Raw genomic sequence first — 16,132 nt, 5'->3', positions numbered from 1 at the left:
GAATTGGTTTTTAATGTTTCATCATTCAATATTCTAAACTATTTCATACTACTGTACATATCGATGTAGCGTTGTGCAGAACTACCCCAGGAATGATCAATGTTCATGCCTCCTAAGCGTACTTCTGCCAGGTGTTGGGTATCCTGGTACAACTCGATAGCTCTTTTTACGGAGTAACAAACATCCCAGACGCCGGCATGATTAAAGCGAATGCCTACGCCGTCTTTATCTCCAAAGTCGATCACAGTATCTTTCAGCCCTCCCGTGCTACGTACCATTGGCACTGTACCGTAGCGCAGGGCATACATTTGATTCAGCCCGCAGGGCTCCACCCTTGAAGGCATCAGCAGGAAGTCGCTGCCCGCATAAATCAGATGGGATAACGATTCATCATAACCAATGTGTACATTAAAACCATAGCTCGCCACCTGACGGGTTTGTTGCAACGACCACTCAATGTGTGGTTCCCCGCTCCCCAAAACCAGGAAGTTGACTTCTCCCGGCAGCTCATGCAACGAGCGACCAATAATTTCCGGCAACAGGTCAGCGCCCTTATCGCCCACCAGACGGCCTATGAAGGCTATCAGCGGCAAGGAAGCATCCAATCCGAAGCGCTCGCAAAGCGTTTGCTTGTTTTCTTTTTTGCCGGCATCTACGGTATCCTCATCGTAGTTTTGCGTCAGCATATGGTCCGAAGCAGGGTCCCATACCAGCGTATCTATACCGTTCAAAATGCCCACCATCTTGGCCTTTTCATGGGTAATCAGGCTTTCAAGACCGTTGGCGTTGTCAAACAGTTCCTCCATATAGCCAGGAGATACCGTAGTAACCCGCCAGGCGCACTTGATGGCCGACGCCAGTGGATTGATGGCACCGCCCCAGTCCAGCAGACCGGACTTCCATAAGTCGAAAGAAGGAATCAGGTATAGCTTATCCCACCCAAACTGGCCCTGGTATTGAGCGTTGTGAATGGTCAATACAGAAGGCACCTCTTTTAAGCGGGCATATTTATAGCCATAACTCATCAGAAAAGGGATTAACCCGGTATGATGGTCGTGGCAATGGACAACATCAGGCAGGTGCTGCCACTCATTAATCCAGTCCAGCACCGCAATCTGGAAGGCCAGGAAACGTTCCGTATCATTGGGGTATCCATATACGCCAGGGGTATCCAGCAAGCCGGGAATATCCACCAGGTACAGGTCAAAGCCCAGTTCATTGCTGCGTTCTTTTAATACATTGAAATGATACCAGTCGTGCCCCAGCCACATACCTGCCTGGTGCACCACGTCGAATTCATGGGTATCATAATACTTTGTCCGGTAAGCGGGTACCACTACTTTGGCAAAATTCCCCAACTGATGCTGGTATTTGGGCAAAGCCCCCACCACATCACCTAGTCCGCCTACCTTGGCTACCGGGTAACATTCCGCGCTAATGTGTAAAATCTCCATGCTAAATAATTGATAATGCTTTATTAAGTTAAACTGGAAAAACAAGAAAACAAAGGACGAGGCAGAATTTATTTTATAGCGGATTTTTAGAAAGATGATTTCCGCGGATTTTGTCTGGGTGCAGGATTAAACTGATTAGCCTGATTTTTACTTTTTTGTTTTTAGAAGATTTTAAAAGATATGGAAGATATGTACAGATATATTCATCAACATCTTCAAAATCTTCTAAAATAAAAAATCAGTATAATCAGTCTAATCCTGGGTAAGACAAAATCCACGGGGTATATTTGTAATCGTTATTGTCATGTGTTCATCTTCTAAACATACCAGTTATGGATTTTGGTCGTGTTCCTACCCCTGAACTCTCAGAGATTGACTTTAAGCTGCCTGCCGAACCTGCATTTAATAAGAAGGTATTAAAAGGCAAGCCTGTTAAAAATCCGCAAGCCTGGCTGGGCTGTGCCAAATGGGGCCGGAAGGAATGGATCGGGAAAATTTATCCCAAAGGCACCAAAGAAGCCGACTTCCTTGGTGAATATGTGAAACACTTCAACAGCATAGAGCTCAACGCCACCCACTACCAGATTTATGGCCCGCCCACCATTGCCAAATGGGACGCCAAAGCAGCAGGCATGGAGTTTAAGTTTTGTCCCAAGGTACCTCAAAGCATCAGTCATTTCAGTACTTTGATCAATGCCGGCGATAAAACCACGGCCTTCCTGGAAGGCGTGCTGACCTTCGGAAAACACCTGGGACCTATCTTTTTACAATTGAGTGATAAATATGGTCCGGCCAAACGGGAACAGCTATACGAATACCTGGCTTCTTTGCCGAAAGACCTGCAATTCTTCGTGGAGCTGCGACACAAAGCCTGGTACGAGGATGAAGCGGTGCGACTCGAATTATTTGAAAAGCTACGGACCCTCAACGTAGGTATCATCATCACCGATACTGCGGGCAGAAGGGATGTAGCCCATATGTACCTCACCATTCCCAAAATATTTATCCGCTTTGTGGGCAATAGCCTCCACCCTACCGATTACACCCGGATAGACGACTGGGCCAACCGCATCAAATACTGGCTGGACAATGGTTTGAAAGAAGTGTACTTTTTCATGCACATGCACGATGAGGCCAAATCCCCGGAACTGGCAGTATACCTGATCGACAAGCTGGAAGCCGTTTGTGGTCTCCACGTAAAAAAGCCCCAATTTGTAAAAGAATAGCGCTTTTTTTTACGAATACATTACAAGGCATAGAAAAGCCGGACTGAAATATTAATTTCGCCCTTTCAAAACCGGTACTTAAAATGATGCGCGACAAGCTAGAGCAATTGGCCCAGCAACTGGAAGGCAAGCTTTATACAGACGATACCATGCGAACACTCTATGCCACTGATGCGTCGGCATATCGTGAAATGCCGCTGGCAGTAGCTATTCCACAGCATATCGATGATTTGAAGACACTGATCAGCTTTGCGCGGGAAAATAAAACCTCCCTCATCCCCCGTACCGCCGGCACCTCGTTGGCCGGACAAGTAGTTGGCAACGGCATCATCACCGACGTATCCCGCACCTTTACCAACATACTGGAGCTCAATAAAGAAGAAGGCTGGGTACGCGTACAACCCGGTGTGATCCGCGATGAACTGAATATGTTCCTCAAACCACACGGCCTCTATTTCGGTCCGGAAACCTCCACCGCCAACCGCGCCATGATAGGTGGCATGGTGGGCAACAACTCCTGCGGCTCCAACTCCGTGGTATATGGCAGCACCCGCGAACACCTGCTGGAAGTAAAAGCCCTGCTCAGCAACGGCGAAGAAGTAACCTTCGGCAGCATAGATGCCGACACCTTCCACCAGAAATGCGAAGGCCCCGATACCCTGGAAACAAAGCTCTATCAACAAATCCGGAGCAGCCTTAGTAATCATAATTACCAAACCGAAATACGGAAAGAGTTCCCGAAAAAAAGCATTCCCCGCCGCAACACCGGCTATGCGGTAGACATGCTGCTGGAAACCAATCCCTTCACCGCCGGCACGGAAGACTTTAACTTCTGTAAGCTGATCGCCGGATCAGAAGGTACCCTGGCCTTTCTCACAGAAATAAAACTGCATGTAGATCCCCTGCCTCCAAAAGAAACAGGGCTGGTGTGCATTCACTTTAATAATATCGATGAATCGCTCCGCGCCAACATCCTGGTCATGGAATATAAGCCCAGCGCCAGCGAGCTGATTGACCACTACATCCTGGAATGTACCAAAGACAACATCGAACAAAGTAAAAACCGCTTCTTCGTACAAGGCGATCCCGGCGCCATCCTGGTGGTGGAGTTTTGCCGCAATACCCGCGAAGAAATAGTGGAAATTGCCGGCCAGCTGGAAGCCACGCTGCGCGCCGCCGGACTGGGATACCACTTCCCGCTCCTCTTCGGCGACGATACCAAAAAAATATGGACGCTCCGCAAGGCCGGTCTGGGCCTGCTCAGTAACCTGCCCGGCGATGAGAAAGCCGTACCCGTGATTGAAGATACCGCCGTAGCAGTAGAAGATTTACCAGATTTCATCCGCGACTTCAACGACATCCTCAAACAATATAATCTCTACGCCGTTCACTACGCCCACGCCGGCAGTGGTGAAATACACCTGCGCCCTATCATCAACCTGAAAACGGAAGAAGGCAACCTGCTGTTCCGTAAAATTGCCGAAGAAATTGCCACCCTCGTGAAAAAATATCACGGCTCCCTCAGCGGTGAACATGGTGATGGCAGGCTACGCGGCGAGTTCATTAAACAGATGGTAGGCGACAAAAACTACGAACTGCTGCGGCAAATTAAATATACCTGGGACCCTGAAAACATTTTCAATCCCAACAAAATCGTAGACACACCGTCAATGAACAGCATGCTGCGCTACGAACCGGGACAAAAGGTGCCGGCCATCAACACCATCTTCCATTTTCCGCAGCAAACCATGCTGCAACATGCCGAACAGTGCAACGGCTCTGGCGACTGCCGCAAAACGCAACTGAGCGGTGGTACCATGTGCCCCAGCTACATGGCTACCCGGAATGAAAAAGATACTACCCGCGCCAGGGCCAACATCCTCCGCGAATTCCTGACACATAGCCCCAAAGAAAACCGCTTCGACCATAAAGAAATTTATGAAGTACTGGATCTGTGCCTGGCCTGTAAAGGATGTAAATCGGAATGTCCATCCAACGTGGATATGGCCAAACTGAAAATGGAGTTCCTGCAGCATTACTACGATGCCAACGGCGTACCATTGCGCGCAAAAATGATCGGTAATTACTCTAAATTATCTGCCCTGGCCGCCATCGCACCAGGGGTATATAATGCGGTGATCAATAACAACTTTACGGGTGGCATCATCCGTAAATTCTCCGGATTTGCCGCCAAACGCTCTTTGCCAGGGCTCTACAGCACCACCTTACGGAAATGGTTCAACGAAAAATGGCCGAAAGAGAAACAAGGTGCTACCGGCAACAAAAAAGTATACCTTTTCTGCGACGAGTTCACCAACTATAATGATACCGCCATTGGTATCAAAGCCGTTCACCTGCTGCACCGCCTGGGCTATGATGTACAAATGATTGATCATCCGGAAAGCGCCCGCGCTTATATGTCGAAGGGACTACTGCGGAAAGCAAGGGACTATGCAGAAAACAATGTTCGTATATTCAGCAACGTTATCAATGAAAACACACCGCTGCTGGGCGTAGAACCTTCTGCCATCTTAAGTTTCCGCGATGAATATCCGGACCTGGTGCGGGAAAATCTGCGTACGCAAGCCAAAGCATTGGCAAAGCATGTGTACCTGATTGATGAATTCCTGGCAGCAGAAGCGGATAAAGGACATATCACCGCCGCACAATTTACCAGCAACAAACAACATATCAAATTACATGGGCATTGTCAGCAAAAGGCATTGTCTTCCGCGCTGCACAGCAAAAAGATGTTATCGCTGCCACAGAACTATTCTGTAGAGGTAATTCCTTCCGGTTGCTGTGGTATGGCGGGCTCTTTTGGTTACGAAAAAGAACACTACGACCTGAGTATGCAAATCGGTGAAATGGTACTGTTTCCGGCCGTGCGTAACGCTGCGGAAGGAACGATTATAGCTGCGCCAGGCACCAGTTGCCGGCATCAGGTAAAAGACGGTACCGGCGTAAAAGCATTGCATCCGGTAGAGATATTGTATAACAGTCTGGCATAAACGCGATTTTTTGTCTTATTCAGGATTAAACTGATTATACTGATTTTTATATTTTGATTTTAAAAAGATGATGGGAGATTGAAGCCGATATATTTGCTTCGATCTCCCATCATCTTTTTAATCTTACAAAAATCAAAATATAAAAATCAGTATAATCAGTTTAATCCTGAATAAGACAACATCCGCTATACTCTCCCCGTATACAACATAGTTTCATAGTGAAACTTCACCATGCCCTGTTCCTGGTACTTTTCAAACAAATCTTCCAGCGCTTTCATCATATCTTCATACACGGGATGGTCTTTCTCCGGTGCATAAGACGACGACAGCAACCTCCCTTTCAGCGCGGGGAAATCAAAAATCTGCGCATTCTGAAACGATTTTTCCTGCATAGTGCCTGGCTGAAAAAAGCCGGCTAACTGTGACGTACCAACGTTTCTGTGTTGCATATCTTTATAGTCGGTACCAAATTGATGCAGCAGTTTCTCATAGCCTTTTTCGAAAGGCAACTCCGCCTGTCGTACGTTCCACATCAGCACTACGGAAGCATCCTTACGACCAATACGCCGGAACTCTGCGGCAGTGGCGGTTTGATCAAACCAATGAAAAGCAGTACCTGCTACAATGAGATCTACCGAAGCATCCGGCAGCGTGGTATGTTCTGCGGAACCGGCAACGGCTGCGAATCCGGGATAGCGTTGTAACAGCTGCACCGCCTTCTCCCGCATTTCTGTATTGGGTTCTATGGCGTATACCTTATTGCCGTTATCGAGAAAAGGTTGGGCAGAAATACCTGTGCCAGCACCGATATCGGCTACAATGGTAGCACGGGTTAAGCCGGTAGCAGTGGCCAGATAAGGAATAATGGCCACAGGATAATGTGGCCGGTATTTTACATAGTTATCTACCCGGGTGCTGAAACGTTCGGTATTTTTCATGGTACTGAAGTTAAGGTTATTCTCCTAAACCTTTAGGTTTCTTGTCTTCATTACCATGTGCTTCCAGTTCGGCCAGTTTCTTTTTACCATAGGCCATCTTCGTGATGAGGACATACAACACCGGTACGGTGAAAATACCTAGCAGCGTAGCGGCCAGCATCCCTCCTACTACGGTAAAGCCTATATTAACACGGGAAGCGGCACCCGCACCTTTCGCTAAACACAAGGGCACTACCCCTAGTATAAAGGCGAAGGAGGTCATGAGAATAGGACGCAAACGCAATTTTACCGCCTCTAAAGTAGCATCCAGCAAAGGCATACCTCTATCCACACGTTCCTTACAGAACTCTACGATCAGGATGGCATTTTTCGCGGCCAAACCAATGAGGGTGATCAAACCGATCTGAGAATATACGGAGTTGGCTTGTTTAGTGAGTGACAGCGCCAGGATAGAGCCGAATAACGCAATAGGTACCGCCAGCAATACCGAAAACGGTACCGACCAGCTTTCATATAACGCTGTGAGCAGCAGGAACACGAACAGGATCGACAAGCCGAAAATCAGTACACTACTGTTACCCGCTTCAATTTCCTGCAGCGATACGTTGGCCCACTCAAAACCGAAGTTCTCCGGTAATACTTTGGCCGCCACCTCTTTCAACGCCTCGATGGCATCACCACTACTATAGCCCGTTTTGCTATCCCCGTCAATTTCCACGGAGCGATACAGGTTGAAGTGGTTGATAACCGGAGCACCGGCTGATTTCGTGGTGGTGATGAGCGCACTGAGTGGCACCATCGACCCGGTGTTATTTCTGACGTAATAGGTGTTCAGATTATTAATGCTCGTACGATACAGGGAATCGGCCTGTAGTACCACCCTGAAGCTGCGACTGAATTTGGTGAAGTCATTTACATACAATCCGCCGAGGAAGGTTTGCAGTGCATTGAATACATCGCTCACGGCTACACCGAGCTGCTTACATTTATCGCGGTCAACGTCTACATTGAACTGTGGCGTATTGGCGCTGAAGAAAGCATATGCCCGCGCTATTTCCGGCCGCTGATTGGCTGCCATCAGGAATTGCCCCATCACCTGCAGGAACTGGTTGATATCCGGATTGCTACGCTGTTCCATGATAAAGGAGAACCCGCCGGAAGTACCCAACCCACGCAGGGTTGGTGYGGGAATACAAATGATATTGGCGCCAATAATTCTCATCGTCGCCATCTGGATACGTCCTAATACCGCGTTGATATTGTCGCCATGTTTATAGCGTACATCCCAGGGTTTAAGACTCACGAAGAAGGTACCGGAGTTGGGCTTGGTGGCATTGGCCACGAAGTTGATACCGGTGATGCCGAAGAAGTGTGCTACGGCGCTGTCTTTCTCCAGAATATGGCTCACTTCCGCCACTACTTCCTTGGTTCTTTCCGTAGAAGAAGCTTCCGGCAGTTCCAGGGCAATAAAGAGGGCGCCCATGTCTTCCTGGGGCACAAAGGTAGTAGGCGTTTTCTTGAATAAGTAAAATGCGGCCGCGAAAAGCAATCCCATAATAATGAGTACTACCGGTGTTTTCCGGATAGAATACATCACCCCGTTTCCGTAGCGGTTGGTAACTCTTGTAAACCATTCATTGAACTTAAAGAAGAGTTTATTGAGGCCATGGGATTTTTGGGTGAGATGAGCGGGCCTCAGTAAGATAGCCGTTAATGCGGGCGTAAACGTCAAGGCCAGGAAAGCGGATAACAGCACCGAAAAAGCGATCGTTAACGCAAACTGCTGATACAGGCGTCCGCTCACACCGGGAATGAAAGCCACCGGCACAAACACCGCCGCCAGGATGAGGGCGATGGCGATTACTGGTCCCTGCACCTCCGACATCGCTTTGAACGTAGCATCCCTGGGCGACATCAGATCAGCATCAATATGATGCTGAACCGCCTCCACCACCACAATGGCATCATCCACCACAATACCGATCGCCAGTACGAAACCGAACAGGGTGAGGGTGTTAATGGAGAAGCCTAGTAGCTGGAAGAATATAAACGTCCCAATCAGGGAAATAGGAATTACCAGGATGGGAATGAGGGTAGCGCGCCAGTTCTGCAGGAATACAAACACCACGATGATTACGAGCACCATTGCTTCAATAAATGTATGGATTACTTCATCGATAGAGATCCGCACAAAGGACGTGGTTTCAAATGGTACCAGCCATTGCACATCTTCCGGAAAATTCTTTCCCATTTGCGTCATCTTGGCCATTACCTTATCGTTTACATCGAGGGCATTGGCGCCTGGCGAGAGGTAAATGGCCATCCCGCTACCGGTTTTACCATCGGCTTTAGCGTCAATGGCATAGGTGAAGGAACCCAGGTTGATGCGGGCTACATCCCGGAGCCTTACGAGGCTACCGGTTTTGCTGGTAGCCACTATCACGTTACCAAACTCTTCAGAAGTGGCGAGGCGGCCTTTCACACTCACCGTATATTCAAATGCCTGTTGGCGGCCCATGGGTGGCGCACCGATACTACCGGCAGGCACCTGTTGGTTTTGTTCTGTAATGGCCCTGGAGATATCTCCTGCAGTAAGGCCGAGGGCGGCCATCTTATCAGGATTGAGCCATATACGCATACTATAATCCTGTGAGAAGGCGTTCACATCCCCTACTCCTACAATACGGGCCAGCTCAGGTTTCAGGTAGATGTTGAGGTAGTTATCGAGAAATTCGCGGGTATGTGTTCCTTTGGGTGAGTTCAGCGCAATTACCATTAACATATCATTGGAGCGCTTCTTCACCGTAACGCCTACACGCCGTACTTCATCGGGGGTACTGGGCAGCGCCAGGCTCACACGGTTTTGTACGTCGAGTGTAGAGATATCCGGGTTAGTTCCCAGGTTAAAGGTGACGGTAATACTCATGGAGCCGTCGTTAGCGCTCACGGACTGTATGTACATGGCGCCGGGGGTACCGTTTACCTGGTTTTCTATGGGCGTGGTCACTGTTTCTTCAACCGTAGTGGAGTTGGCGCCCACGTAATTGGCCCTTACATCTGTTACCGGTGGTGCAATATCCGGCAACTGTGCAATGGGAAGGTTAAACATGCAGATGAGCCCTACAATCACAATTATGATAGCAATTACGATAGTAGTATTCTTACGCTCTATAAAGGTTTTTGAGATCATACTGTGAGAGTGATTTATTATTATTGTTTTCCTGCCGCTCCTGCGCCTGCTCCTGCAATGTTTACAGTGTCACCGGGTTTCACACGTTGTATACCTTCTATTATGATGCGGTCGCCGGCTTTGAGTCCGTCGAGTACCAGCATCATCGTATCTGTAACAGCACCTGGTACAATATCTTTGGGAGCCACTACATTATCTTTAGTGAGGGTATATACACTGGTTTCAGAAAGATTCTGAATGATGGCCTTTGCCGGTATTGCGATCTGGGTGGCGGGTGTACCATATTCCATCACCACTACAATGCTCATCCCTGATTTCAGCATACCATCTTTGTTTTGAAATACGAGGCGTACCCGTACCGTACCGGTTTGTGCATCCACAATATTGTTGATCGTGAGAATTTTTCCTTCTTCTCCGTAGCGGGTACCATCGCCAAACTGGATAAAGAATTTCTCGTCGCCCTGCCCTTTCTGGATGCGGAGAAATTCCGGCAGGCGGGCCTGGGGAATGTCCATATCTGCAAACATGGGGTGTTCGTTCACGATGGTGTTGATGAGGGTTTGACCTGCATTTACGATGTCTCCTACTTTAATTTGCACGATGCCTATTTTACCGGTTACCGGTGCTTTTACCACGGCGTGGTTCACATCTGTACCGGCTCTGGCTACTGCAGCTTTGGCAGCGGCCACGTTGGCCTGTGAGCTCAGCATGGCAGTATAGGCCTGATCTACGGTTTGTTTGGAAATAGCATCGTGGTCCAGCAGGGTTTTATACCTTTCATAGTCTTTCTTCTTCTGCGCCAGATCGGCTTCTGCCTGTTGCTGGGTGGCGGCCACCTGACCGTATGCAGCGGCAGCACGGCTCCGGTCTATATCGTATAAAGGTTGTCCTTTGGTGACGTTGCTGCCATCAGGTACGCGGATGGCCTCCAGGTAACCAGAAACATCCGGACGGAGTTCCACTACATCGTGGGCCGTGAGGGTAGCCGGAAATTTTTCGGCCACGGTATATACGGCGGGCACCACATCAGCGGCGACTACCGTAGGTTTCATCTTTCCCATCATCCCGGCCTGTTGCTGCTTTTTGCTGTTGCCACAGGCTACACAGAGTATCATACCTGCCACGTAAAAGTTCCGCTTATAGTTTACTAGATACATATGAGAAATTAATTGCGAATTACGAATACAAAAAAGCTAACTGCTTACTTAATTTTGCCCATGGCTTTATCCAGGTCTGTTTTGCTGATCAGGGTGTTGAGCAGGGCCTGTACATAATCCACCTGCGCCTGTTTCAGCTCACTTTCCGCGGAAGTCACGTCCAGACTGGTAGCTACGCCCTGTTCAAATTTGAGTACAATGCGATCATATATTCCCTGGGTAAGACCCATGTTCGTTTTCTGCGTTACAAACCGGGACCTGTTATTGAGATATTGGGTATTTGAATTGGCTACGTCTACCTTGATTTGTTGGGCGAGGTAGTCCAGGTCGTTTTGCGACTTCTTTAAAGTGATCCTGCTTTCCCGGATCTGGTGAACTCTTTCTGTACCGGTAAAAATGGGCCACGACAGTGTTAATCCCAGTGCTGAGGCGCCGTAGCCTGTTTTATACAAGTCGCCGAACTTTTGGGAAAAATAATTAAAGCCATAGTTTACGTAGGCACTTAATGTAGGCAGATAGCCCAGCTTCTTGCTTTTCAGGCTCAGTTCATTCAGGGCAATCTGTGTATTTTGGATGCTGTATTCAATTCTGTCTTGTACCTGGTAGTCGATAGTATCCGCCACATAGGCATCCACATCCAGGTTCTGCACGGTTTCGGTGAGGGTCAATTTTGCTTCCTGCGGCATCCCCATCTGGAACTTCAATAACTGCATCGTATATACGAGAACGCGGATCTGTGTTTCAATATCCGTCACCACATTATTGTAAGATACCTGTATACGATCTACATCTACCCTTTCTGCTACACCCACATCATACCGGGCTTTGGTATCGGAAAGGGTTTTGCTCAGCTGGGACATATTGGCTTTGGCGAGACGGATATTCTCTTCATTGGCCAACACGGCGTAATAAGCTTTGGTGATGGCTACTTTGGTATCTATTTCTGTGCGTTTATAGGCCTTTTTCGATAAATCGCCATACACATGGGAAGCTTTCAGCCCCAGGAAGTAGTCGCTGTTGAAGATGGCCTGATCTACCTGTCCGGTGGCAGACGAACTCCATTTGGTACCAAACTGCACGGGGGTTCTTTTATTAGGGTCTGCACCGGTAAGATCCGGAATCAGAGAGGTCTGCAACTTAATGTTGTCTATGAGCCCTGCATTGACGCTGACGTGGGGCAGAAACTTACCAGTGGCCTCTTTTATCTGTTCCTGGGAGAATTGTACATCCAGTCGGGCATTTATCACATCGTTCTGATGATCCAGTCCGTATTGTATGCAATTTACCAGGTTATAGGCATAGCTGCCAGGCTGCGTTGTATCTGCCTGCCCGTAAGCTGTTATTCCTGGTAATAAAAGAAGGGTGAAAAGAAAAAAACGACAATGCATACTTATTACTTTGAAAGTATATGATGATTGATAAATACTTAACAACGAACAGGTAAAAAGGTTGTGCCCTTTTTGCGGCCATGGACTGCAAACGGGACGGCTGCATAGTAATAGCTAATAACGGGAGCTATTTTCGTATCTTTCAGAAAAGTTATTGTTAACTATGTCTATGTCTGTTATAAAAGAACCCAAACCCTTTCATCGTGAGTTTGAGCTGGAGCGATTAATCCTATTCAGTGATGCGGTATTTGCCATTGCCATTACTTTATTGATTATTGAAATCAAATTGCCTGCTTTACCGGGAAAAATGCCTACCAGTGGTTACTGGGATTTGTTACGACCGACTGCTATTGAGTTTCTGACTTTTACCGCCAGCTTTATATTTATTGGAAATTTTTGGGTACGGCATCTTCATTTATGCCGCTTTCTCCAAAATTACAACGAAGGATTGATTCATCGCAATCTTTTCTTTTTATTTTTTATTGTATCGTTTCCATTTTCTACTTCTGCGATTTTACATACCTCTGCCCACTTTATGTTGCCGTTCTTTATCTACCTCTGTAACCTGACGGGATGTTTGGCCGCTTTATTCTGGATCAGTTACTATGTATTTCAGAAAAACCCGCAACTGGCGGTACCGGGGCATCAAACAGAGAAGGAGTTGTTGTACCAGCGTTGTAAATACGGGTTTCTCACAGCGGCAACGGGTTTTACCTGTATTGCCATGACTTATTTCCTGTATCCGGAAAATACTGCGTACCAGCGTATCAGTTATATGATTATTCCGGCGCTGGGGCTGTTTAATTATTTCCGTTTAAAAATCAAAAAACGCAATACCCTCCGCCTTGTACATAAAGTAGAGGCGAATAACTGAAACTGTAGCTTATGATGGAACTGGATAAAAGGGAAGCCCAACTACTCCGCCGTGCCATTCATCAGTGGGAGGAGGAGCAATTGATTACTACTGAACAGGCTGGCAGGCTGCAGGAGAGCTATAAGGTAGTGAATACCGACTGGCAAACTATTACCCTGTATATATTCATAGCCGCCATTTCCTGTGCGCTGATGGCTTTCGGCTCACTGGTACTGGATGAGAAGTGGATAGAAATTATCCGGAAGAAGTTTTCGCTGACAGATGGCGTGATTGCGCTCCTGTTTGCCGGACTTACCATCTTTTTATGTTACGAGGGCTGGCGGCGTAACAAGCGGCAGCCGGTATTTTCCTTTAACCGGGAACTTTTCTGGTTGTTACCTATACTTAGTATAGGCGTCAGCGTGGTGTATCTGGGCAAAAGTGTCAACTACCTGGATGGCAACTATGGTGCTTTCTGGTTATTGGCCACGGCTTGTTTCGGCATATTGGGCATTACCCTCCACTCCCGGCTGATGTGGATTGCCACGCTTTTATGCCTGATACCGGCATATGTAAAGCTCACCTACTATCTGACCAACGATGGCGCTTACTTCCTGGGCATGAATTTGCCCTGTCGTATGGCGGTATTGGGGGCGCTGCTGGTGGGCATTGCCTGGATATTGCGTCCACTGAAAGTATATGCCCCTATTAAACGTATTACCTGGAGCGGTGGTTGGCTGCTGCTGATCATTTCAGGCTGGCTCATCTCTATTTTCGGTAACTGTGGTACGTGGGACGAATGGCAACAGCTTCGGCAGATACATTTACTGCAATGGGTGATCATTTATACCGCGTTATGTGCGGGCATCCTGCTGCTGGGCATCCGGTTGAAGGATGATCTGTTGCGGGATCTGGGCGTTATTTTTCTTTTACTGGACCTTTATACCCGTTACTTCGAATACCTCTGGGATCATACTAATAAAGGCCTTTTCTTCGGGATACTCGCGATTTCTTTCTGGTGGGTAGGGAGATTGATAGAGAAGCGGATGAGAAGCAGCAGTTAGCTTTTAGCCATTAGCTTTTAGCAAATGCAGCGCAGATCAACACAATACCTACTTCCCTGCATTTGCTAAAAGCTAAAAGCTAATGGTTAAAAGCTGCTACGCTACCGCCACTTCTTGCGCTGCCAGGCCATAGCGGCCGGTATCACTTACACTCCAGTCGAAATTACCGGTTATCCATGACCGTAGTACGGACACGTAACGAAGCAATTCATAATCCCTTTCATCCCCTTTTAGCGGCAATAGTTTTTCCAGGGTGACAAAAATGGCGACTTCTTCATTGTGCATGCGGGCGGCCTGATTAACGGCATCCTGTAAGCTCAGCTGCCGGTGATGTTGCAATACGAGCACCAGGTTATGTACATCGCCCTGGCGCGCTTCTTTGGTGCAGGAAAACAGGTCGTTGGACCAGCATACAATGTTATTACAGGCTTGTATCATGCGCTGTAACAAAGGTTGTTCAATAATGGTACGGGATAGGTAAATTTTTTCGATGATTTCGATGGCTTCAATATCTGCCAGGAGTGCGCCGGTAAAGGGCCGCATGTGGACGTAGTCTTCCACAGAAGGCACCAATCCAGCTTCCCGGTTTTCGGCTTCCCATATGCAGGACCTGAAGTAATCGTCCATGCTGCGGATGAAGCGGATGCGCCAGGCAGGGCTGCCAATGGCGCGCATACGTTCCCAGATACTACTCAGGGCGGCGGGCAATGGGCCGCCGGTTGCAGGTGTTACCAGCCGGTTGGATTGCAGGATATCCATGAATCCGGCCATGATACTTTTCAGGTAGTCGGCTTTACGGCCGGAGGCGGCTTCGTCGCATTGGTCGTCCAAAATAAAGAGCCAGGTGTTGAAATCGGCTACAATACAAAGCTCATGCAGGGCTGCATCGGGGAAAGCTCTGGCTGCCAGCCAGGCAAAGCGTGCTTTGTGAAAGCGCTGCCAGGCTTTTTCTGTGGTCAGCAATCCGTGAAAGGCTACCCAGGAAGCTACGTGGTCCTGGGCTGCGTTGACATGTTGGTTAATACCAGACGGGAAGGGATACCTGATATCAGGCATTTGAATGGTTGTCATGTGTCTTTGGATTTAATAGTTAATTATTGAGGGTACTAAAAAAGCATAGGCATAACCGGGCTTTTCCCGGTAGGAAAACTAAAAGGCATAGAAACGACTGCCTTGTCTGGCAGCCGGCAGATGGGTGCTGAAAATTTTACTTCCTAAACAACTCTTGGTAAATAGTAAACTGGCATAGCTAAACGAAACAATAATTATACACCGGTGGCATTTATCGGGATATTCATATACTGCAATACCAACGGCAAGGCACGATGAAACCAAACGGTAAATGAATCGGGGTCCTTTTCCATTAATTCGATAATATGGCCGGAAGACAAATATTTGTAATCACATACTTCAGATGGACTAGGAGATATGTTGCCGTTATACGTGCCGAGCAACACATGGTCAAATTCATGTTCGGTTAACCCATTATCAAATTCCGCTCTATAGGTGAATGTAAAAATTTCCTGCATGTCACAATCGAAACCCATTTCCTCCTGTAAACGACGATGCGCCGCGGCCTCGGTAGATTCCCCCGGATAAGGATGACTACAGCAGGTGTTGGTCCACAACCCGGGAGAATGATATTTCTCCAACGCACGGCGTTGTAATAATATCTCTCCGGCATCATTGATGATAAATACGGAAAATGCGCGATGGAGTAATCCTTTATAATGCGCATCCATCTTCTCCATGGTACCAATAGCTTCGTCGTGCTCGTTCACTAAAATTACGTCCGGTGATTTCATAGTCTCGCAAATATATTTTAATTAAGCTTTTGGCAGATGGAAAAAA

The 16,132-nt window shown here is 47.8% G+C and carries 11 protein-coding genes; 4 read left to right on the top strand and 7 right to left on the bottom strand.

Annotated elements, in window-relative coordinates:
* Positions 1–38: 38 nt before the first annotated feature.
* Positions 39–1,454, bottom strand: a complete 1,416-nt coding sequence (locus AC1DFM_RS28980; RefSeq protein WP_477080272.1) for a glycogen synthase — start codon at positions 1,452–1,454, stop codon at positions 39–41.
* A 332-nt stretch (positions 1,455–1,786) separates the two neighbouring features.
* Between AC1DFM_RS28980 and AC1DFM_RS28975 the strand changes: the two genes are divergently transcribed.
* Both AC1DFM_RS28975 and AC1DFM_RS28970 read left to right on the top strand, forming a co-directional pair.
* Positions 1,787–2,680, top strand: a complete 894-nt coding sequence (locus AC1DFM_RS28975) for a DUF72 domain-containing protein (protein ID WP_477080271.1) — start codon at positions 1,787–1,789, stop codon at positions 2,678–2,680.
* Between the two features lie 86 nt (positions 2,681–2,766).
* Positions 2,767–5,691: an FAD-binding and (Fe-S)-binding domain-containing protein gene (locus tag AC1DFM_RS28970; protein WP_477080270.1), complete on the top strand. Its 2,925-nt coding sequence runs from the start codon at positions 2,767–2,769 to the stop codon at positions 5,689–5,691.
* 185 nt (positions 5,692–5,876) lie between these two features.
* Here AC1DFM_RS28970 and AC1DFM_RS28965 read toward each other — a convergent pair whose 3' ends face one another.
* The 4 genes from AC1DFM_RS28965 to AC1DFM_RS28950 are packed head-to-tail and all read right to left on the bottom strand — an operon-like array spanning position 5,877 to position 12,364.
* Complete coding sequence (locus AC1DFM_RS28965) at positions 5,877–6,629, bottom strand: class I SAM-dependent methyltransferase (RefSeq protein WP_477080269.1); 753 nt, start codon at positions 6,627–6,629, stop codon at positions 5,877–5,879.
* Positions 6,630–6,645: 16 nt separating this feature from the next.
* Positions 6,646–9,819 carry an efflux RND transporter permease subunit gene (locus AC1DFM_RS28960; protein ID WP_477080268.1) on the bottom strand — a complete coding sequence of 1,058 codons (3,174 nt, stop codon included), beginning with the start codon at positions 9,817–9,819 and terminating at the stop codon, positions 6,646–6,648.
* Between the two features lie 20 nt (positions 9,820–9,839).
* The gene (locus AC1DFM_RS28955) at positions 9,840–10,976 is read right to left on the bottom strand and encodes an efflux RND transporter periplasmic adaptor subunit (RefSeq protein WP_477080267.1); all 1,137 of its coding nucleotides are present in this window, start codon (positions 10,974–10,976) and stop codon (positions 9,840–9,842) included.
* A 44-nt stretch (positions 10,977–11,020) separates the two neighbouring features.
* The gene (locus AC1DFM_RS28950; protein WP_477080266.1) at positions 11,021–12,364 is read right to left on the bottom strand and encodes a TolC family protein; all 1,344 of its coding nucleotides are present in this window, start codon (positions 12,362–12,364) and stop codon (positions 11,021–11,023) included.
* A 169-nt stretch (positions 12,365–12,533) separates the two neighbouring features.
* Between AC1DFM_RS28950 and AC1DFM_RS28945 the strand changes: the two genes are divergently transcribed.
* Positions 12,534–13,238, top strand: coding sequence for a TMEM175 family protein (locus tag AC1DFM_RS28945; RefSeq protein WP_477080265.1), 705 nt, complete (start codon positions 12,534–12,536; stop codon positions 13,236–13,238).
* Positions 13,239–13,249: 11 nt separating this feature from the next.
* On the top strand, positions 13,250–14,281 hold the full coding sequence (locus AC1DFM_RS28940) for a hypothetical protein (RefSeq protein ID WP_477080264.1): 1,032 nt from the start codon (positions 13,250–13,252) through the stop codon (positions 14,279–14,281).
* A gap of 96 nt (positions 14,282–14,377) precedes the next feature.
* Here the strand turns inward: AC1DFM_RS28940 and AC1DFM_RS28935 are convergent, their stop codons facing one another.
* Positions 14,378–15,352, bottom strand: coding sequence for a terpene synthase family protein (locus AC1DFM_RS28935; RefSeq protein WP_477080263.1), 975 nt, complete (start codon positions 15,350–15,352; stop codon positions 14,378–14,380).
* Positions 15,353–15,546: 194 nt separating this feature from the next.
* Complete coding sequence (idi, locus tag AC1DFM_RS28930; RefSeq protein WP_477080262.1) at positions 15,547–16,086, bottom strand: isopentenyl-diphosphate Delta-isomerase; 540 nt, start codon at positions 16,084–16,086, stop codon at positions 15,547–15,549.
* Positions 16,087–16,132: the final 46 nt, after the last annotated feature.

Source organism: Chitinophaga sp. 05T412, from assembly GCF_056396465.1.
The sequence above is the reverse complement of the archived record's forward strand: the minus strand, read 5'-3'. Positions and strand labels throughout refer to the sequence as shown.

What these genes read in the sequence shown, in the direction of transcription:
- AC1DFM_RS28980 (WP_477080272.1), bottom strand. Translation starts at nt 1,454, where the DNA reads ATGGAGATTTTACACATTAGCGCGGAATGTTACCCGGTAGCCAAGGTA.
- AC1DFM_RS28975 (WP_477080271.1), top strand. Translation starts at nt 1,787, where the DNA reads ATGGATTTTGGTCGTGTTCCTACCCCTGAACTCTCAGAGATTGACTTT.
- AC1DFM_RS28970 (WP_477080270.1), top strand. Translation starts at nt 2,767, where the DNA reads ATGCGCGACAAGCTAGAGCAATTGGCCCAGCAACTGGAAGGCAAGCTT.
- AC1DFM_RS28965 (WP_477080269.1), bottom strand. Translation starts at nt 6,629, where the DNA reads ATGAAAAATACCGAACGTTTCAGCACCCGGGTAGATAACTATGTAAAA.
- AC1DFM_RS28955 (WP_477080267.1), bottom strand. Translation starts at nt 10,976, where the DNA reads ATGTATCTAGTAAACTATAAGCGGAACTTTTACGTGGCAGGTATGATA.
- AC1DFM_RS28950 (WP_477080266.1), bottom strand. Translation starts at nt 12,364, where the DNA reads ATGCATTGTCGTTTTTTTCTTTTCACCCTTCTTTTATTACCAGGAATA.
- AC1DFM_RS28945 (WP_477080265.1), top strand. Translation starts at nt 12,534, where the DNA reads ATGTCTGTTATAAAAGAACCCAAACCCTTTCATCGTGAGTTTGAGCTG.
- AC1DFM_RS28940 (WP_477080264.1), top strand. Translation starts at nt 13,250, where the DNA reads ATGATGGAACTGGATAAAAGGGAAGCCCAACTACTCCGCCGTGCCATT.
- AC1DFM_RS28935 (WP_477080263.1), bottom strand. Translation starts at nt 15,352, where the DNA reads ATGACAACCATTCAAATGCCTGATATCAGGTATCCCTTCCCGTCTGGT.
- idi (WP_477080262.1), bottom strand. Translation starts at nt 16,086, where the DNA reads ATGAAATCACCGGACGTAATTTTAGTGAACGAGCACGACGAAGCTATT.